Origin of the sequence: Acetobacterium bakii (assembly GCF_001263355.1) — a bacterium.
GTDB lineage: Bacteria > Bacillota > Clostridia > Eubacteriales > Eubacteriaceae > Acetobacterium > Acetobacterium bakii.
Genome location: NZ_LGYO01000024.1, coordinates 1 through 20,673, shown reverse-complemented (window position 1 = coordinate 20,673; position 20,673 = coordinate 1). Strand labels below are relative to the sequence as shown.

The following is a 20,673-nucleotide window of genomic DNA, read 5'->3' as shown; positions in this document are numbered from 1 at the left end:
TTCGGAGGCTTCTCAGGCACTAAAGCTCCAATCTCTGAAAATTTTACTATTAATTTCTGTGGTGCTCCACCAAATACTTCTTTTAATGATTTTTCTTTTGCTACCATAAAAAATCCCCTCTTTTACTATATTTAACACATCTCTATGTAAATGATTAGCATTATCTATAATAAACTTTTCTCTATTAGAATATTTCATGTAAATCAACTTTCGTTGCAAATTTTTTTACCTTCTTTTAGTGAATTTTATATTTTCATTCTAAAAATGGTTGTAAAATTCGAATTCTACTCGGGTGTTTAATTTTTCTAATTGCCTTAGCTTCAATCTGTCGAATCCTTTCACGCGTTACTCCGAACTCATTACCTATTTCTTCTAAAGTCCATTCTTTTCTGTCTATAAATCCAAATCTTAACAGAATAACTCTTACCTCGCGAGGACTAAATGTTTTGAAAATTTCCGTAACTGTACTATGGAATTCTTTTTTGTTAAGTTCAAAAATCATATGTTCTTCAGCCATAAAACAATCATTAAAAACTGTTTCATTCTCTTCCATTAATTGGTCAAGACTCAAGAACAAATTTAGATTTCCCAGATATTCTTCTGCTTGTGCTTGACTGAATTCTAGTTTTTTAGACACAGCAATTGTTAAATCCGAGTTGTTGTTTTTGCATTCATAATCTTCGAGACAAAAATCCTCTATTATGTTATAAATGCTAAATAATTTATCTTTTATATAAACAGGAGCATAAACTAACGGATTTTTTATTGAGGCTCTTCTTAAAATATTTTGTCTTATCCACCAGGGTGCATATATAGAAAATTTTTCTTGTTTACCAATTTCATATTTGTCTAAGGCGATAACTAAACCTATGCAACCATCTTGTATTGTCTCAGCTAAAGGAAAGTCATATTTTTGATGGTACCAATAAGCAATTCTTACAACTATCTTCAAATACATTTCTATAATACGTTCCTTTGCAAATTGATTATTATTCTTCGCTTGAGGCATTAAATTTTGACATTCTCTATTCTGTGGTGGCTTTATTTCGCGTAATTTGTTAATAAATGGTTGTATACTCTGATCAATTGACACAACATCACGGAATAATTCTTCGTAATCTATTTTACTTCGATCTTGTACATCTTTCTCATCATATAATTCATCCTCAGTTTCATCACGAATTACTACGCCAATGGATAGAAGCTTATCGACAACATGATCCACTTCTTCCAAAGGTAAATCATACTTAACAACCTCATCAAATATATAGTCCTCGCTAACATAACCTTGCTTTTCATAAATGATATATAATTTATCAATTATTTTCTGATGTGTTGATATACTACTCATCATTTTAATTTCTTGCTAACCGACATAATTCATCAATACTTTCTTGTGTGATTTTTTGGTTATACCGTTCGTCGAATTCTTCCAAAAAATCATAAAGATTTATCAAAAAGTGTTCAGAGTTATTTGCATTTTCAATTAATTTTTCATATAATAAATCAACTCCACCGCGGACATATTGTTCGAATAGTAGTTCATCATTTTTAGCCTTTTCACTTCCAAAATTACGAAATGCTTTATTTACCCTTTCTTGAAAAACAGGTTCATTTTTTTCATCAAGAAGCATTATCAGGCTGTAATTAAATTTTAAATCTCTCTGGTTTTTTATTAAAATATCTGCCCAGATTTTTGTTTCTTTTCCTTTGCTTAGATCTGCTTTCCGTTGATATAAAAAGCCAATTATGGGCGCCATCATGTAAACATCAAAATTTCTATCAAAAAGTTTATTTTTGTTTTTATCAAATTCTGCGGTAAGCATAGAAACTTTCTCTGCATGGATTCCTTTAAATGAGTACTCTTTATCAAACATTAATTTCACCTCTCAACTAAGTATGTTTCAAATACACTTTTTTTATTGAATAAATAACGTCTTTCAACTTTATCACCCATGTTTTTTTCTGCTATTTCGCCATCAGTATCTTTTATAAATATAATTACTTGTTCTGCAACATTGGGTAACGTATTGCAAATGGTTTTAATTCTCGTTTTATCAAAAGCCGACAGTGGAGCATCCATAACCAAAGGATATGGCTCTGAAACTAACAATTCATTTTTAAGCTCTTTACTTTTTCTTGCCATTTTAATAACTCCAGCAATAAATGCAAAAATCACTGAAATGCTTTGTGCGGTTGAAGTTTCGATATCTTCGTTATAACCTTCATATTCATTTGCTATTATTTGAATGTTATACTTTTCATCAATTAAAAGTGAAAACCCTCCGTTATAAATGTTTTTAAATATTTCATTAACATTTATTTCCAGTTCTTTTCTAATTTCAGTTTCTTTTTCTTTGTAAATAGAATATAGCTCATCGTGCATATATTGAGCATAGGCCTTATAAATTTCTATTTTTTTATTTGTTTCGTCTTTTAATGCTAATTCACTTCTTTCCGAAATACTTCGTTCTCTTGAAGTTTTATAACCGCCAATTTTCTGGTTTAATTCATTACGCTCTTCGTTAAGTCCTCTCGAATACTTTTCATACTTCATTAAATCTTTTTGAAGATTACCAATACTTTCAAGATCTTTTAATTTTTCTTCAATTAATTCAATATTTTTGATCGCTTTCATATCTGAAACTTCACAATCACGGATAATTTTAAATTTATCACCAGCTTCACTAAATAAATCTTCAGAGTGGGATTTTAATTCACACTCTCTAATAAATTGACTTATTAATGTTCCTATTGATTGTGGAGGTATATATTCCAAGTTCTTTATTAACTCTTTATAAGCCTCATTTCCCTCTTCAATTTTATTTCCACATATACAAGTACCACGGTTAATTAAAAACTCAATAGTGCGCTCATGAATATCAGGGATTCCTTTATCAATTATTTTCTCTTTTGATAAAAGTATTAAAGAATCTTTCATAAGTTTTCTAGAAAAATAAACCCCACCATAATTGTTGAACTTTTTTAACATTGCCACTTTGTTTGCATTTTGAGTATATTCTGATTTTTTCAATTCGTCTTTGAATTTTATTTTCTGTCTAGCTAATATCTCACTATCTTTATTTTCTTCAATTCTTTTATTAAGATCTTCACATTTTTCTTTTGCAAGACTTTCTTCTTTTTCAATTATTGTAAGTCGATCTTCAATTATTTGAATTTTATTATCATATAAAATAATTTCATTTGCATAATTTGACATCCTATTATCACTGTCATAATGATAGTCATTTTCGTAACTACGGATTACAGAGGTTTTTGTTCCATGTCCTTTTAAATGTTGTAACGCAGCTGTAAAAGCATTTAACCCAAGCAGACCCTTAACTGCTTTTGCAAATTCTTGACTTTTTCCTTTTCTTAGTTCTTTACTCATGTTTCCGATGCGTTCACCATCAAAAAAGAAATATCTGGATAATTCTTTTGGTAATATCTCTTTCATTCTGTTGTCAGTTTCTAAGTCATTAATAAATTCTCTTTGTCCATCTTTACTTTTATATGATATTGAAAAAACAGAGTTCATTGCTTTTAATTTACCGTTTCCATCCTTTTTATATAGTTGATCACGTGTTATTGTGTATTCGGTATCATTATGGTTAATCCCTAACTCTACTCTGACTTTTTCTTCGGAATTAGGTGCCATAGATTGTGCAGTTACTTTACATAACATTGATTTATCTTCAAAATCGGTATCTCCGTATAAACACCAGGTAAAGGATTGTGCAAAAGTTGTTTTTCCAGATCCGTTTTCTCCCATAATAATGGTTACATTTTTTTCTGGATTTGTAGCAAAAATTATGGGACCCTGCTCACCCTTGAATTGACGGAAGTCCTTTAACTTTAATGTCCTTAATAACATTCAACTTCCTCCTCAATCATTTTCTTTATATACTTTACCATTTCTCCATCATTATGCTGCTTTGTTTTAATATTTGTTTTTTCTTTTATTATTAGTTTTTTTAATATCTTTTGTACTTTTTCAGTGTCAATCTCAATGCCATTAAATTCTGTAATTTTACAATCATTCATAATTAAAATCCTCCTCAAAATTTATTTGATTTTCATCAATATAATAAGCCTCTTTAATTTCTTCTAAAACTGAATTGGCTTCACACATATTCATGGATATACTTGCAAACTCTTCGGCACGTGATAATTCATTTTTCACTAATCTTATTTCCTTTTGCATTTGTAACTCAGTTAAAGAATTAACTTCTGAAAGTGGCCTTGGTAGTGTAATAAAATCATAAATTTCTGCATACTCTTTCCCTTCAGCTAACCTTAATACGCGACCCCTTCTTTGAATGTACTCTTTTGGATTAGTAGTACTTGCTAGAATAAATGCAACCTTTATCTTTGGAATATTTACACCCTCATCAAGACATTTTATTGCAATTAATGCCTGAAGATTTTCTCCATTAGAGAACTCTTTTTTTAATATTTTACGCTCTTCAATATTTTCTTTTGATGTAAACTGCGAAACTTTCATATTCAACTTATTTCCTAGCAAATCAGTAACCGCATCAATTTGCCTTAAATCGTCAATATCCGTTGGAGTAATATCTTGATCTTCAGTTAATATTTTTGCAGAACCGCAATATATTAAAATATGTCTATCATTGCGATAGGGTAAAATACACTCTTCTAATTTAGCTATTTTATCTTTTGCACCTGCTACTATTCTTGCACGTGCTAATGCAATAATTTTTCCTTTTTCATTTAATTTCAGTTTTCCGTTTTTACCTTTCATCAAACACTTACCAAGCTCTTTAGTCAAATCTGCATATTTTTCTAATTCAAATTCGTTCAATGTGACAATGATTGGATGATATTTATATCTAGTAAGCTTTTTTTCATTAATTGCCCTTTCTAAAGTATATTCAATTGCTTTTTTGCCAAAATATGAATACAGCTTTTCTGTTCCTTCTTCATCATTGTGCCTATCTAATGTTGCCGATAATGCAAGTCTATAATTAAATTTTTCAATAAGTGATTTACTAAGATAAGCTGCACCAAAATTATGCGCTTCATCCACCAACAAAATTGCATTGCTTTTTAATTTATTTATTTGATTTTGAACAAATTCGGATGAAAATGTTGCATTGGTACAAACAAAACAAAAAAACTCGCCATTTGTTGTTTTTAACTTTTGGTCTCGTACCGCACTTTCCAATCTTTTTTTCCAGTCCTTTTGTATTGATGCACTGTAGCCAACAATAGGTTTAATATTAAATTGAAGAATATCTTCGACCCATTGCTCAACTAAATGTTGGAAAGGACAAACAATTATTACGCCAAGTTCATTTGAAAGAATTTTTGATAACCTTACTATAGCTCCCAATCCGGTATATGTCTTACCAGTACCTGTAGCCATATCAAATATTCCTCTGTAATTATTTTTTTCCCATGTGTCAATAGCTTCAATTTGATAATCATGCAGTTTTATATTCTCCGGTATAGCCGGCATCATATTATATGGTCCTTCTGTTTCTTGAACAGAGTTAAAATCCTGGTATTCTAAAACATCCTTCTCATAATTTATTGCAGTTCGTTTATATCTATCGATAATTTCTTGCTTTAAATTTGGAAATTCAATAATATGAATATTAGGCTCACAATTGTTCCAGATAGAATTGAATGCAGTTTCTTTTTGTATGATACGGTCACAATCCCCCGTGCTATTCCAAGAGCAAAACACATCGATAGTTTCATAATTTAGGTACATAGCAGTTGAAGATTCGTTCATAGAACCTGAAAAGGCAACTTTATTGTCATTATTATCTGAAATTATGCCCATTTTTTCATGATACATTCCCAAGTTATTCTCATTCTCAGTGAATGCTATCTTTATGTCCAATATTCCGTCTGATATAAGATTTGATAAAAGATTTAGACTTTTCTTTTCATAGTCACTTTGTACAACTTTCATTTCACGTACAATAGCTTCTCGGATTAATTGTTCTCTCAATTCGTATCCACTACGTATGGCAGCTATATCTTTTTCGGATAAATATGGTGAAGCTACAATCTGTATTTTCCCACCATTTTTCACAAGACCTAATATACCTTTTGTTATTTCAACCAGTGCTGATGATGAAAAATAACCAACGGCTCTTTGATATGATATAGCTTCCTTTAGTAAGGGATTATAGAATTCTTTTACTACATTGTCCAGTAATGATCGATATTCTGTTTTAATTGTTACGTCTTGTAAACTCATTATTTACCTCAATTGATAATCATAAATTTAACTATTATTCTGGATATAATCCAGTGCTCCAGCTAATATCTCAAAATCTTCCTCACCAGTAAAATAGCTGACACTAAATCTTACCGTCCCAGCTGGAAAGGTTTTCATAAAGCGATGAGCGGATGGTGAACAATGTAACCCTGTTCTCACAGCGACTCCCTGTTCGTCTAAAACTTTTCCAATACTATCACTTGCATAATCGTCAAATACACAAGATATAACACCGATACTTTCTTCCTTTTCAGGTAGAAGCATTTTGATATTGTCATAATTCTTTATCAAACTGATCAATTTTTTCTTGTTTTCTTGTTCTCTTTTATAGATCTCTTCAATGGTTGTGTTTTCAATCCATTTAACGGCAGCATTCAAACCTGAAATAGCCAAGATGTTAGGGCTACCAACTTCAAAACGTTCTGGTATTTCTTCCGGTAAATCCGGATTAGCTGAATCTACACCAGTCCCGCCGTATAACAAAGGATTGATTTTAACATCATTTTTAAATATAAAACCACCTATGCCTAATGGTCCATAAAGTGTTTTATGACCTGCAAATACAGCAAAATCGGCTTTTACAACACTTAAATCAGTTTTAATTAAGCCTGCTGTTTGGGCCATATCGACCACAGTCACTGCATTATATGTTTTTGCTAGATCAAATATTTCTTTTATGGGTGCGACCGCTCCGCAAACATTGCTGGCATGGCTGACAATCACAACATGTGGCGTTTGATCATGAAACTGATACTTAATACTTTCCAGATCATAAAACAATGTTTTCTCCTCAACATGCAGAACCTGTAAATTAATATTATATTTTTTACCAATATGGTTTAACACTCGCATTACCGCATTATGCTCAAAAGGTGAAACGTAAACATTCATTCCATTTTCCCAGGGCAAACCCTGTAAGATAACGTTCATACTTTCGGTGGCCGAAGATGTAAAAACAACCTTACTATCCGGTGTACAATGCAACAATCTCAGAATTCTTTTTCTGGTATCATCTACCCGTAGCCTTGCTTCATTAGCAAGGCTATGCTGTCCCCTTCCAACATTAACACCGTATTGCCGATAGAATTCGTCCATGAATTGATAAACTATTTCTGGCTTGGGAAAGGTAGTAGCTGCATTATCAAAATAGGCTATCTTTTTTTTTGATGCCATATTCACTCCTATCAAAACATATTTTCTAAAATTTCCAACAATACTTGTCGCTTTTCTTCATCACTGATAGATTGTCCCATTTCTTCCAAAGCAGAGTTAATATCATTCTTTAATAACTTTCCTCTAGGGCTATATTCAATACGAGTAAAGTTTTTCATTAGTTTTTCACCATTGGCATTGCGAATAGTCAACATATAATCGTTATTTCCATCTTGACCATGAGCTTGTTCCTCGATTAAATTTTGATCGTATTGTTCTACTAATTTTTTAAATTCTTGCATTGCAGTTATAAAATTTTTGATGACTCCTTCATTCCAATCATCAATTCTCAAGCCGGTAGCTGCTTTTGCTATACCCTTTGTAAATAATATATGGTCATTGGTAATACTATTTATTAACTGGAATATTTTTCCATTACTGCCATTGAAAACATGATTCGTTGTTTCTTTGTTGAGTGTGTCAACCCAATCTTTTATGATTGAAACCAACGAAGTTTCTGAAGGCGTATTTGCTTCGGTGTTAAAAACTTTAATTAAATCAGCTTGGATAGTTGTGATCAACTGGTCTTTTGCACTATCATATGCATCTTTTGTATCTGCAATCCTTTGTATGATGTCAGTAGTAAATTCCGAATAATCGTAAATTCTAAACAGTTTTTCAAATAAATATTCTCGTGCATTAATACTTGGCTGCATTAAGCTATTCATAAACTTTTTATTTTCTTTATTTATTTTATTGAATTCATTACTCCCCTGATATACCTCTTTTAAATCTCTTGTATATTTAGGCAAAGATATAAACCAACGTTGCATGGCCCGAATTATATAAGAAAATGAATTGAACTCTTTTTCGCGTTCAACAATAAAATCATAGTAAAGCAATTCTAGCTTATTAATATATTCAGTTTTTTCAGGACTCCAAGATTCTAAGTAAGCAGTATATTCATAAGGATTTTCATTGATGCTATTTAGCAAATCGGGTGTAATCTCAATTTCGCTATCCTTATACATAATAGCGAGATGTTCTTTATATTGATGTAACATGCTAGCAATATAGAGCGGTATAACGCCACGTTTTAGCCCGATATGATACTCTGGTTTAGTAAGAGTGTCATATAATTCTTCAAAGCTTTTTCCTTGAGGATTCCCTGAATCCATAAAGAACTTTTCTATTTGGTTAAGCACATTTTGCAATGCATCATCTGCTAGACCAAATAGCTGTAAATATGGCATCGACATATGATTTTGCAATAATCCTGTAACGATTAACGAACTTCGCATAAATGAAACTTCCTGGCTTGTTCCGGTTAATCCCAACATAGGTTCAAGTTTTGTTGCCAACAAACCATGCACAACACGGTTACGACTTCGAATAGCAACTGATGGCAGTTCATTTTTATTCAAACTCTCATTTTTTATCACCGGTGTTCTAAAAAAAATCTTATTGCAAATATCTGATAAACACTTAGAAAGCTGGGCTTTCCGGTTAAAGAGTTTCTTTTCACCCTGATAATAATAAACAGCTTTTCGCATTTCTGGTTTAGTAAAAGATAAAATATAAGATTCCATTACCTCTAATAAATCATCCTCATAAAGATTGCATTCAGCTATTAAAACGGTGTCTTCTATGGAAGCTTCTTTTATCATTTTAACTGCTTTATATTCATAGGCTATATCGGATATTTCCGTATATTGGTTTGGTAGAATAAAAAGAATACGGTCGTTAATATTTATTTTATTTCTCAACTCTTTTTCTAAAATGTGTATCTGTTCTGTATTTTCAGGTAAAATCCCGTAAACGATTCCGTCTGCTTTTATATGTTGTATTTTTTTTGACCAATCATCGACTTCTAAAAATTCCCGGCCACTAATAAATGAAAAATCGAAATAACGTATGATTTCCATATCATCGTTGTAACTTGTGGGATATAAATATAGATCTGTAGATAATTCCGCTAAAATTGCTTTGACATCATAAAAAGACTTATTCTTTTCTGCTAAATCTATTATTTTTTTTCTTATGTCACTACCAATAGGATTCTTGAGTTTTAAATGGGTGGTCTTTCGGCTGACATAAACTACAAATTTTTTGTTTTGAAGATCTTCAAGTGCTGCCGCAACCTTAGGAGCCTCTTCTACAGAATTTCCATAAATTTTAATTATTATTTCTGCAACCGGTGGCAGTTTTACTGGTTGTTTTATTATGTCGATTATAGCGATTGTCTTGATGATTTTAGCTTCTAGGGTATCTAAATCAATCTGCGTCAAGATTGCTGAAGCGATATTGTAGATATTTCTTATTTCACTTGTATAGGGTTCTTTTTTAAACAGCGGTTCAAAGTAATCATAAAGTTTGTCTGGTTTTAATAGTGGAAATTTTTCAGACCTTTCCCGAAGAAACTCAATGAGTGTGTTCTTGTGATTTGCTGAAAGAAAAGTAAACAAAGTACGCTCATTCTGGGCCACCAATTCAGATAATCTTGGCAGTATAAATGTAGTCACGGGATGGAGTGGGTAGCAACCAACAATCATTGGCTCTATATCTTCAGGTTCTAATTCTGAAAATAGCTCGCCATCTATAAATGTGTTTTTCAATTCCATAAAACGGTTTTTGTTTTCAGTGAAAAACACGTTGTAAAAAGCATCTTTTTTCTTGATGACTGCGGCAATAATTTCATAAATTTGCGAGAAATTATTTATTTGTTCAACATGTTTAAAACGTTCTGAAACGCCTTTCCAACCATCAACCTTTTGCTTAGGAAGCTTATCAATATAATTTACTATGTCTTTATGCGAAATTAAAAGCAAATGCATTTGCTTTTCTTTGCTGCGATTACATCTTTCTGCAAAATCTTGAAGCATTTTAATGTCAGAAATCGAGGCTTTTGTAATACTTGATTCCAAATATTTACTAAATTCATCATAGACAACAAAGATACCAGCATACCCTCTTTTACAAAGTGCATCTACAACCTGACTATAGAGTTCGACAACGTCAAATCCTAAAAAAGGATTGAACTGACTTCCCGAAGTGAGCGTTGGATAAAGAATTTCAAATTTTTCATAAGCTGAAACATTAAAATCGCCTAAATCCATCATGAACTCATCAATGGGAACATTCAATTCTTCTAAGAATTGATTATAAGTATCTGGGTATTCCATTTCCCAACGTGCTATTGCATTCAGGGCTGCCTGAAAATGAGTCTCAGGCATTAAGTCGCTTAGTTCTTCACCTTCCATTGCCTTTTGAATAGCACTTAAAAAAGACTGAGTTAAACTTGCATTACTACCCTGTATTACAATGGGCAGCAAGCGTTTATCGCCGTGAAGATATTCCAAAATGTATTGGTGCAATTCTGGTTTATGTTTATTTATTTCTTCAAGCAATGTACTAAAAAGCGCAGGATCTTTTCGGTATAATATTGCTAACAAAACTAAAATAATATGGGATTTCCCTTTTCCATAAGCACCAATTAAAATACGAGCGCGATCCACTGAATTTTCATGGGTACTTAGCAATTGTTCTTCTAGAATATCTATAGAGCCAAATGTTGGAATAAAACTTTGAATTTTTTTGTCATTGTACAAATCATAAGCGATATTGACAGCTGATAAAAATCCCTCTTCAATTTCTACGTATTTAGTCAATGTCATACTTTTCTCCTTCTAACTTCCAACATTTATATAAGTGCGTCATAGTAAGCCTTGACACAGTTTAAATAATCTAAATCTGTTAGTATATTAATCACATCAAGTCCCGCAGTGCGATTTACCTTAATATGACCCATTTGTGCAATTTGATACAGATAAGCAGTCAACGATACAACATCTAAATTCAGCACCTTACCAACGTTGCATTTCTCGATTAATAAATCAGTAATTCTAATTTGTTTTTTCCCATCTGACTGGTCGAGAATAATGGCGTATACTATGAGTGGATGCAACATATTTTTTCGGGGCTGTGCCTTACGGTATATTCTTTCTTTTTTGTCAACCAAATCTATTAAACCTAATTCACCAAAAGGGCAATCAATGTTGCTCTCTGGCAAAACTTTGTCTGGATTAACTTTATGTCTAGAAACATAGGTATTAATTATGCAAGTAAAATCATCCTCAAGCGAAGTTTTTGCAACAACGCTGTCATATTCTATTTTTACAAAATTATCCAGCATTTGTGCGAAGTCTTCTTTCTGAAATTCAGACAGCTTAAACTCATTAAAAAAATAATACCAGGCAGTAGCGTTATCTTTATTGGTTGCCAAAGAATAATGCAATAACCACAATGTCCCTATTTCTTCTAAATAACGGTCATTCTCCCAAATGATTTCTGCTAATGATGTAAATGACTGTTCTCTTATACGAGCTTTTGCTTCCTTGGTAAGACCCACCGCCTGTAACCAGTACCTTAACGATTTTACCATGTTAGAACCGATTCCCAATACATCCATTGGGTTTTCGACTTTGTTTATAAATACTGTTGGCTGATCTTTGACATTTTTAAGTCCTTTATATAGCCAGCCTTTTCGAATATAAAACGTTTCATGTCCTTTAAATTTCATTTCTTAACTCCTGCTTCTCATTGTGCTATTTTGTCTTCAGGAATTTTTCCATCATACAACCACCTTCAAGGTATTTGGCGGTAACACACATTTTACACTTTTTACACTTCTTTTCATCTATTGTATAGCGCTCACCACTGATTGAAATGGCACCATATTTACACAATGATTCGCATTTCAAACATTTTCTGCAAGCATTATATTTTTTGATTTGATAACCAATCATTCGTTGTAGCACATCATGTTTTTTTACATTCATTGTTTTTATTTTAACCGCATTTTCATAGCCATCCTGTTCAAATGGTTGTATGGAAATAATGGGTATATTCGTCTTTGCATCGACAATAATCTTTTCATTGATAAGTTTGCGACCTAATTCACTGTGTTGATTGCCAAATGGTATAAACATATCGATTAGCTCATCCGTCACTGGCTTGTTAAGACGATAAACTTTTGCATTGTTTTCTGTTGTACAATTGGTAAAATGAATTTTCACATCCTCGGCGGCTACAACACCATTCCCACCTTGTCTGGCTCTCCATTTACCGGTGTCCACATATACTTCGGCATCTAATTTCCCAATACTCTTAGAAAATTCGACTAAGAATTGCCGCCATTTTTTTGACTGTTCCGGCATATATATTTTTGATAAAAACTGCGCTCGAGTGCTATTGTTCGGACAGCACCAGCATCCTACCCGATCATAACCTAATCGATAAGCATCGTTGAAATCAAGGTCTTCACCCAGCAAATATAACCAAATATCAATATCTTTCCAGAAAAAAATTGGAGATGCTACTGTTTGCCGTTGTATCTTTATTGTTTCAGCGTCATCTTCAATACGTTTATACTTACTTCTTGATACAGATTCAGATTTACGGATGCCGTAAAAAGTTAGAATATTCACATTGTTGTACATATTATTCAACACTCGTGTTATTGGTCCGGTTTTAAACATGTAACAACACCAGCGCATCATCCTCGCCGGAGGCCCAATATCTTCACATACTTTATAAAAATCCTGCTCCTTATTCTTTGCGGTTTTAAAAATACTCATTGGATTTTCAGTTCTAAAACGCTTTGCATATTCCATTGTTAAAGGGAATTCAAGGGTTGTATCTCCAAAAATATGAACAATACTTGGGTTACTTAATGCGCGAACTACTAAATCAGCAGTGACTGTGGAATCTTTTCCGCCAGAAAAAGAAATAACTATGTTTTCTGGCGGGTATTTTTCCACCGCACTATTTATAAATGAAAAAGCTTCGCTTTGCAGATAATCTAACCGATTCTTATTTGCTTTTACAAATGTCTTAATCGATTTGTTGAAATGTTCATAAGAGTTTTTTTGTTTATATTTAAGCAACTGTTGTGCAATTTTATCCGCATCAGCTTTTTCAAATGTTTTTAATGGTAATGCTTTTAATTTACCATCTATAAAGTAACGATTATTAGAAACCCAAACTGACTTATTAATATATTCAAGGGGCTTTCCAAAAAGTATTTCAACGAGTAATCTTTCCTCTGGAAAGACTGGTCTTAGATCGGCACCTAAATGTCTTGCTTCTCCACCACAATGGGGACAAACTTCTTTGTCTATTGAATTTACTTCTCTGATAATGGGGGTTATGCAGTTATCACACCAGTAAACTTCAACTGGCATATCAGCTTCTGTTTTAGCCCCACAAATTTCACATTTCTCTTTTGGTGTTTCACTATTACAAATTTTACACCACAAACCATTCACCTCTATTTTGCCATTTATTAAATTGGTCCGGATGACTTTTTAAGTATCCCCTAAAACCACTTTCTTTAGACTATCTTTCCTTCATTAATTGCTTGTCTTTAATTGAATGTGTTTAAATTTTTACACACACTTCTAATTCTAAACCTTTTTAAACAAACTGGCAATGTATTTAAAATCTATTGTCCAATTATTTCAACTTAATTGAATTATGAAGCCAATAAAGTTCCAAAATCTAACTATCTAAAACAATTAAATGGAAAAAATTGAAATTAAGTACATTGATACAAAAATAATGGTAATCCATGAAATGAGCCGCGATTAAAACAGTAATGTTTAATTGATAATATTCTAATATCTGAAAGTATTTTTTGCGTTAAATCACTTATAGCATTTAGTTCTATCTTTTGCTAAAATTTCACTCGATTAATCTTTTCTTGGAATTTAAAAACCGCCCTCGCAATCGTAAGGGCGGCTAACAGTTAAATTAAAAGCCTACTAAGATACTATATATGGGAATAATAATCTCGCCGACCATGGTGGTTTAGTAAGTGCTGATTCCGGCATAGTAGTAACGAGATACATTTCAATCAGCCTTATCGTCCCAGCACATACCGCAGCCGGTGGTTGGCGTCATCAATGTCGAAATCCTTATCCCGTTTTCTTAATGTCCAGCTTTTCATCATTTCATGTTTCGGGTGCTCGGGGTTGCTCATGATGTCCAGATATTCTTCAAATCCCGAGATTCCACCCACATCTTCAGGGGGACGGTTACCCTCGGCCATGATGCAGGTCGGATAATTTTTATCGTAGTCCGACACGATACCATGGACGATGATGTCATGGTTCCATTCATCGCCGTAGTCATAGGTGTAGATGATCTTATTTGCGTCCTTAATATAGGTCTCAATGCGGATATCCTTGTCCTGTACCACTGGGCAGTCCTGTCTTGTTTCGAACTTATCTTCAAAGGCGCTGACGACATTGACAATGCACCGGTCTTTTTGATCAAACAGATTAAACCCGTGCAAATGGCTGCCCTGCCAGTCAAAAACGATCTGAATGATTTCATGGAGTTCGTGAAAGGTGATATCCACCGGCACCAATAAGCGCCTGGTTACGCTGGATCCCCGGAGATCCAGCCTGATCAGCAGATCCAGGGCTTCGGTGGCAATGATTTTTTCGCCATATCGATCCTTGAAATCCTGAATCAGAAATTCATAGGGATAGCCATATTCGCCGTCTTTGCGCCCGGTGATTAACTCGCTGTTCATGGTTTGCGACAACGCGATCTGATACAAAGCATCGGTATCCAGGCGGTCGTCATAGTACCCGGCCCGTTCACAGGCTTTGCTGAGCCTGGCCGTAAAAACCCGGCCTCGGGTTGTGTTCACGGCCCAGGCCCCGGACTGCCCAAAATAAGCCTCGATGATGTCTGCCCGGATGCCTTCACGCTTTAAACAGCGCCGGATCCCCGCTTCGATCAGTCCCTGCAAGCTCTTGAAATCCCTGGCTTTCAGGCCATACAGAACAAAGCCGAAGCGATTGCTGTCATTGACAACCACTACCGCTTTTTTACGCTTGATTTTCAGCAGATTGGCACTCCAGCAGAACAGGTCATTTTCTTCAGTGGCCTCGAACGGGGGGATGTGGAGTTTTTCCAGCAGGATTTTGGTGCAGCATATTTGCATGTTGTTACCTCACGTATTTTAATTTTCGGGGATCAATCAATTCTAAACCATTGATCCGGCCAGGGAACCGAACGCTTGGATCAACGCGTGAGCCAGTTCGTTGGTGTCCTTCATGGGAATGCAGTAAAACAGCAGCAGTTCGAGGATCTGATGATCCTCGAAGCTGTCGATGCCCTCTTTGATAACCCGGTTTTTAACCCGTTGGCCGTGGCCCTTGTGCGGATTTTTGTCCATGTCGATCCCCTTGTATCTAATAACTTTCACATGACTGTTTTGGCTTCTAAGGGAATTTTACAACTTTTTGGAGACTGGCGCAATGCAAATCGCCATTTTCATTAAAATATCTCACTTTTGGTGAGATTGATGGGGGTTTGGGTTGGATGTTTTTATTTGAACGGGAGATTTTAGGCAAACCTACGGTATCAAAAATAACTGGTTACACCCTTTAACTTGAGGCACAGAAATGATAGACTATTGCTTAATAGTCCCGTTACCGATGCCATCACCGCCGATGTGCTTGATATCGGGACCAAGAAGAACGGCCTGAATGATTTTTTAAGGAGAGGACTAAATGATGAAAATGTTTCTGAATCCCGACAAACCGTTAAGTACCTGTAAGGAGCATTCATGTGACGATTGCAATGCAAAGACGTTAATCCATTGTCATTTCAATGGTAAACTGCTGATGCGTTTTCTGATGATTGCCTTTCCCTGTTTGCTTATTGCCGGCATCGGTATTTTTCGGTTCAACTACCTGTTTATACTACCCTGGATTATCTTCACTCTTCTGTTTTTTGGCTTTATTGAAATCAGAGTGTTGTGTTCCCACTGTCCCCACTATGCTGAACCCGAGTCCAAAACCCTGAAATGCTGGGCGAATTATGGATCGCCTAAAATTTGGAAATACCGCCCTGGTCCGATGAATATACCCGAAAAAATTATATTTTTTTCGGGCATATTGTTCATCTTTTTATATCCGGTTGTCTTAATGGCCATTTCTCAACAATTTATTTTATTATCGCTGCTGATGCTATTTATTATTATTGGCGTATCTTATATGTATCGCTATATGTGTAAAAAATGCATGAATTTTGCATGCCCCTTCAATTGCGTACCCCAGGAGACAAGAGAAATATTTTCAGAACACAATTAGCTGAACTGCGTTTATTTTTTGTAAGTCAGTTGTCGTTAGCTCAGTTTTTGATCAAGGTATCGTTGATATGATGACCATGGGTTTCATAAAACCGCAACGTTGCGGCGATGATCATGGGTATGCAACATACCGCAACGTTGCGGGCGATTGATAATCGCCCCCACGAACCGGAGCCAGCGCAAAATTTCTGCTGATCCACAGCAGGGCAATGCCGGCGGGTGGAAAGACGATCAGCACCAGGGTAATGAACCAAAATTTCTGCCACCATTTCACGGCTTCAGCCGTATCGGCATCGTAAAAGGCATCGACGATGTAGGCGGCGCCAAAGGCCCAGGCCAGGAACGCCCAGAGATAAAGATCGGTGTAACTTCCGGCCAGCATGCTTCCGAACAGAGCCGCGGCCAGGTAAAATCCGGCGGCAGTTAATCCCCCGCCTTTCCGGACGGAATTGCGGGTGGCCACCCCGACAATACCGGCGATGATAAAAAACGCCGCCACCATCAATCCCGCGCTTCCGCTGACTTCCCCATTTGCTTCAAGGTAGTTCACCAGCCCGGCGGCGCAGGATTGCAACAGCACAAATACCGACAGAACCATCGAAATAATACCCATCACTAATTTTGCAGTTTTCATTTTTTCTCCTTCATTTTTCAAAATTTTAAGTACCTTTATCATACGCCTTGGCCTTTCCCAAATTTGGGACAGGTACAAATTTATTTGATTTTCTATTTATATTTCTTCTTGCTTCATCGCAAAATATTTGCAATAATTGAACCATCGGCATGATCATGCTGAAATATCCTTGGAGGTGCCTGTTATGTCTGTTAACGAAAAAAGCACTACAAAATCGGATGATGTTGATGTCATCCAAAGCTATTTAAACGTCGCTTTTTTCAAAAAATACACCTGTTATCCCAATCTTGAAACCTTTTTAAATTCCGCCGGCTTCTCCGCCAAAACCCCGCCTGAGTTTCTATCCATTCCGGTGGCTGCCCTTGATGACCTGGTTCAAAAGAACACTAAATTCGCCACCTGGTCAGCAATGGTTTCTTCAGCCGGAGATTTTTATTTTGAGCAGCAGATGAAAGAGATCAAATTCAAAAGTATTTAATTGTGCTGTTTTTCGGCATTAAAAAAGCAACGGCTTTGAGGCCGTTGCTTTTTTGGTTCTTTGTGAATATGGGCTCGTAGAGGGTAGTACCCGCCCGCAGGCGTTTGTTTCAGTATGACATGAACGGGTTAGTATCCTAACCCTTGGGGGTTGCTTTTACCATTACGTTTGCGGGAGATTGATAATCGCCCCTTGTACGAACCGAAAAATAATATTGGTATTAAACAAATGTGAGTTTAATACCGCAGGGGGCGGGTAGTAAGACGATATAAACTATCAACTATTGCAATCCTCATACTGGGTTAGGGTTGCTTTTAAGCTGTCCACCAGTTCATGCTTTACAGCGTCCGGTGACAGTACCTTAACCTGTTTTCCGTGCTGCATGAGCCAGTAAATGAGGCCCTTGCTGTGCATCACCCGGACATGGCATTCAAAGCCTTCCGGGAGGGTTTGGTGATAAATACCGGTGCCGAAATAATCGATGATTTCATCCTCCAGGCCGTACCGGCACAGCAGCCGGAGGTTGATCTTGTCACCGGTGTGGCAGTATATGGCGGTGGACACATATTCGTCGATGCGATGACCGGGGTTGTCCCCGAGAATGGTTTTTGCCTCTTTGATGGGATCCCCGGTGATGTCCATATTTGTCATCCGGTCCAGGCGATAGTAAGCCAGGTTATCATACTTATCGAGATTGCAGATCAGGTAGTAGTGTTCATCTTTCCAGGTCAAGGCATAGGGGTTCACCACATAGTAATAGCCGTCTTTGCGCAGTTCTTTTTCCATGTTCCGATTGGTGAACTGGTACTGGAAGCGGACCTTTTTCCGGCGCCTGATTCCTTCCAGCAATTGGCCGATCATGGCTTTGATGAGCGGATTCGCGGATTTGATGTGGCTGTTCACCGGGGTTACCTGAGACAGAAGCTGTCCCCCTTCGGTGCTTGACTGGGCGATGAGTTTATCTTTGAGCTGACTGGTATCCTCTGTGGTCAGGAATTTTGCACTGACAATAGCATCCATCAGAACTTTCAGCTCCCAGTTCTCAAACTCCCGGGAGGCCAGATAGTAACCACGTTTGTTATCGGTGCATAAGCGGATGTCATAGCCGGCTTCAATCAGAATGTTAATATCCCGGTTGATGGCTTTGCGCTCGGCTTCCAGACCGAAGAGCCGGAGTTTTTCTGAAATCATAAGGGTGGTCAAGGGATTGTTTTTATCAGTTATTTTGATGATCTCCAGAACCCGGAGGAGCTTTAGTTTAATATCAGCCATGCCGTACCTGCCCTTTATCGCATTTTATTTAATGATATCATATTTTTCCCATTTATTGCATCTTTTTTGGAGACGTTTACTAATGATTCCGATTCGTATTTTATTCGGCCAACATTGATTGAAATACTCTACGTCTGCGGGCGGATAATACCCGCCCCTATGGGATGATGAATCAGTGTGCGTTTTTTTGCCATTTACACCACAACACTTAAAGGTTATACTTATTTGATCAAATGGTCTTAACTTTATCCGTAAAAAAGGAGGAATTAACATTGTCAATTATTAAAAATACAATTGAATCATACAAGTACATTTATCCGGTCGAAAAAGAATATCCGTTGGAAGTTATTGTCAATAACACAATTTATTCCGAAAGGCTTAAATTGTGTCATTCAAAAGATGAACAAGCGGCTGTGGAGGCATCCCGGTCGGAACTCGAAGCTCTCCATCAGCTGTTGGTGCTACCGGATGACCAGGACAGTCATTTCTATTTACTGCTGCATGAAGACCTTTTTAATGACACCAATGCCTATGCCCAGACCATCCCCTATGAATACACCCGGGTGATCGATTTTGCGGCCTGTCAGGAGAAATATGCCATTAAAAATATGCGAGCGGATTCATTCCCGGATTCAGATTGCTTTGAATTTCTTTCCCAGGTCCGGGCCTGTTTTCGCGGTTTCAGCCTCTACTACAACCTGACGAGTATCGAAAATAAGGCAGCCATCTTTTCCTATCTATGCGGGATGGTACCTAATTATGAAGAAGCACTAAGTCATGATGTCACAGCAAATATGGAATCACTGGCAGCCTTTTATGGCCAGCGTCTGGCTATCAGTGCCTATGTGAATTTTGAACTGAGCCTGCCGGACTACCTAAACCACCATCCGGTCCATGACTTATTGATATTGCTTGATGCCAACATTAATAATGCCGACATTTTTGAAAATTATGACCGTATCAGCGAGGCCTACAGCAATTTTGTTCTGAAAAAAACAAAGATCTTGCTTGCTAACAATCCTAAGTGTGGCCATAACCACAAATAAGCATTGCGAAAGTACCTTGTAGCTGTATGCTCAGTTTCGCAAACATAAAAAAAGGAGAAACCCCTCATGGTTTCTCCTTTTTTTATTGGCATTTTTCTGCTATTCTGCTGTTTTCGTTTCAGTTTCCATGGCAGACAACTGCTGATTGATTGACTCCAGTTGTTTTTCGTAGTATTCCGCTTGATTTTTCAAAACGGATACGTTGTCCTGACTGGTATTGTCCCATTTCCAACAGTAGGGAGCTCCCATACGATTGTTGGCAAAGCGATTATTTCTTCCGGCGCCGTTCTGGCATCCTTGACCGCGGCCGGTTTTCATACCGCCTCGGCCGCCTACTGATCCATTACCCATTGGTCCTGTTCCATCTCTTCCTGGCATTTTTTATCTCCTTCTTATTATTTTAATATTTCTATTCGCGTATCATCATCGTTTGGCACTTGGGGCATGTAACTGCTGTACATGGCAATCCCGCGGCGTGCTTTACTTTTTCCCCGCAATTAGGGCAAATACAATATCCGGTGGATGCTGCAACATATCCACCAGGTCCTCGCTGACCGCCTCGGCCGCCAACTGGTCCATTACCCATTGGTCCTGTTCCATCTCTTCCTGGCATTTTTTATCTTCCTTTTTATTATTTTAGCTGCTAGATAATTGCGAAACTGCCGTGAG

The 20,673-nt window shown here is 36.2% G+C and carries 19 protein-coding genes; 4 read left to right on the top strand and 15 right to left on the bottom strand.

Annotated elements, in window-relative coordinates; all coding sequences use genetic code 11:
• Positions 1-253: 253 nt before the first annotated feature.
• From AKG39_RS10405 to AKG39_RS10355, 11 genes are all read right to left on the bottom strand, one after another.
• A complete protein-coding gene (locus AKG39_RS10405) occupies positions 254-1,351 on the bottom strand; it encodes a sigma-70 family RNA polymerase sigma factor (RefSeq protein WP_160316170.1) in 1,098 nt (365 codons plus the stop codon).
• A gap of 4 nt (positions 1,352-1,355) precedes the next feature.
• A complete protein-coding gene (locus AKG39_RS10400; protein WP_050740333.1) occupies positions 1,356-1,877 on the bottom strand; it encodes a hypothetical protein in 522 nt (173 codons plus the stop codon).
• A 5-nt stretch (positions 1,878-1,882) separates the two neighbouring features.
• On the bottom strand, positions 1,883-3,874 hold the full coding sequence (locus AKG39_RS10395) for an AAA family ATPase (RefSeq protein ID WP_050740332.1): 1,992 nt from the start codon (positions 3,872-3,874) through the stop codon (positions 1,883-1,885).
• Positions 3,865-4,044 carry a hypothetical protein gene (locus AKG39_RS10390; protein ID WP_050740331.1) on the bottom strand — a complete coding sequence of 60 codons (180 nt, stop codon included), beginning with the start codon at positions 4,042-4,044 and terminating at the stop codon, positions 3,865-3,867. Before AKG39_RS10390 ends, AKG39_RS10395 begins: the two co-directional genes overlap by 10 nt.
• Positions 4,037-6,235: a DEAD/DEAH box helicase family protein gene (locus AKG39_RS10385; protein ID WP_050740330.1), complete on the bottom strand. Its 2,199-nt coding sequence runs from the start codon at positions 6,233-6,235 to the stop codon at positions 4,037-4,039. Before AKG39_RS10385 ends, AKG39_RS10390 begins: the two co-directional genes overlap by 8 nt.
• Before the next feature lie 27 nt (positions 6,236-6,262).
• Positions 6,263-7,429, bottom strand: a complete 1,167-nt coding sequence (locus AKG39_RS10380) for an aminotransferase class V-fold PLP-dependent enzyme (protein ID WP_050740329.1) — start codon at positions 7,427-7,429, stop codon at positions 6,263-6,265.
• A gap of 11 nt (positions 7,430-7,440) precedes the next feature.
• Positions 7,441-11,082, bottom strand: a complete 3,642-nt coding sequence (locus tag AKG39_RS10375; RefSeq protein ID WP_050740328.1) for a hypothetical protein — start codon at positions 11,080-11,082, stop codon at positions 7,441-7,443.
• 26 nt (positions 11,083-11,108) lie between these two features.
• Positions 11,109-11,987 carry a DUF4007 family protein gene (locus AKG39_RS10370; RefSeq protein WP_050740327.1) on the bottom strand — a complete coding sequence of 293 codons (879 nt, stop codon included), beginning with the start codon at positions 11,985-11,987 and terminating at the stop codon, positions 11,109-11,111.
• Positions 11,988-12,012: 25 nt separating this feature from the next.
• Complete coding sequence (locus tag AKG39_RS10365) at positions 12,013-13,734, bottom strand: phosphoadenosine phosphosulfate reductase domain-containing protein (protein WP_341408171.1); 1,722 nt, start codon at positions 13,732-13,734, stop codon at positions 12,013-12,015.
• A 593-nt stretch (positions 13,735-14,327) separates the two neighbouring features.
• Entirely contained in the window at positions 14,328-15,422 is a 1,095-nt protein-coding gene (locus AKG39_RS10360) for a plasmid pRiA4b ORF-3 family protein (protein WP_050740325.1), read from the bottom strand.
• Between the two features lie 42 nt (positions 15,423-15,464).
• Positions 15,465-15,656, bottom strand: coding sequence for a hypothetical protein (locus AKG39_RS10355; protein WP_050740324.1), 192 nt, complete (start codon positions 15,654-15,656; stop codon positions 15,465-15,467).
• Between the two features lie 240 nt (positions 15,657-15,896).
• Here AKG39_RS10355 and AKG39_RS20050 point away from each other — a divergent pair, with 240 nt between their 5' ends.
• Together AKG39_RS20050 and AKG39_RS10350 are read left to right on the top strand one after the other, a co-directional pair.
• The gene (locus AKG39_RS20050; protein WP_160316169.1) at positions 15,897-16,040 is read left to right on the top strand and encodes a hypothetical protein; all 144 of its coding nucleotides are present in this window, start codon (positions 15,897-15,899) and stop codon (positions 16,038-16,040) included.
• The gene (locus AKG39_RS10350) at positions 15,994-16,575 is read left to right on the top strand and encodes a hypothetical protein (protein ID WP_050740323.1); all 582 of its coding nucleotides are present in this window, start codon (positions 15,994-15,996) and stop codon (positions 16,573-16,575) included. Before AKG39_RS20050 ends, AKG39_RS10350 begins: the two co-directional genes overlap by 47 nt.
• Before the next feature lie 111 nt (positions 16,576-16,686).
• Here AKG39_RS10350 and AKG39_RS20495 read toward each other — a convergent pair whose 3' ends face one another.
• The gene (locus AKG39_RS20495) at positions 16,687-17,208 is read right to left on the bottom strand and encodes a hypothetical protein (RefSeq protein ID WP_242852592.1); all 522 of its coding nucleotides are present in this window, start codon (positions 17,206-17,208) and stop codon (positions 16,687-16,689) included.
• 184 nt (positions 17,209-17,392) lie between these two features.
• On the opposite strand from AKG39_RS20495, the gene AKG39_RS10340 reads away from it, so the two are divergent.
• A complete protein-coding gene (locus tag AKG39_RS10340) occupies positions 17,393-17,686 on the top strand; it encodes a hypothetical protein (protein WP_050740322.1) in 294 nt (97 codons plus the stop codon).
• Between the two features lie 276 nt (positions 17,687-17,962).
• Here AKG39_RS10340 and AKG39_RS10335 read toward each other — a convergent pair whose 3' ends face one another.
• Positions 17,963-18,958 carry a helix-turn-helix transcriptional regulator gene (locus AKG39_RS10335; RefSeq protein WP_050740321.1) on the bottom strand — a complete coding sequence of 332 codons (996 nt, stop codon included), beginning with the start codon at positions 18,956-18,958 and terminating at the stop codon, positions 17,963-17,965.
• Between the two features lie 272 nt (positions 18,959-19,230).
• Between AKG39_RS10335 and AKG39_RS10330 the strand changes: the two genes are divergently transcribed.
• Positions 19,231-20,004: a hypothetical protein gene (locus AKG39_RS10330; RefSeq protein ID WP_050740320.1), complete on the top strand. Its 774-nt coding sequence runs from the start codon at positions 19,231-19,233 to the stop codon at positions 20,002-20,004.
• Positions 20,005-20,103: 99 nt separating this feature from the next.
• On the opposite strand, the gene AKG39_RS10325 is transcribed toward AKG39_RS10330, so the two are convergent.
• Positions 20,104-20,382, bottom strand: a complete 279-nt coding sequence (locus tag AKG39_RS10325; protein ID WP_050740319.1) for a DUF5320 domain-containing protein — start codon at positions 20,380-20,382, stop codon at positions 20,104-20,106.
• 31 nt (positions 20,383-20,413) lie between these two features.
• Entirely contained in the window at positions 20,414-20,617 is a 204-nt protein-coding gene (locus AKG39_RS19370; protein ID WP_083439504.1) for a hypothetical protein, read from the bottom strand.
• Positions 20,618-20,673 lie beyond the last annotated feature (56 nt).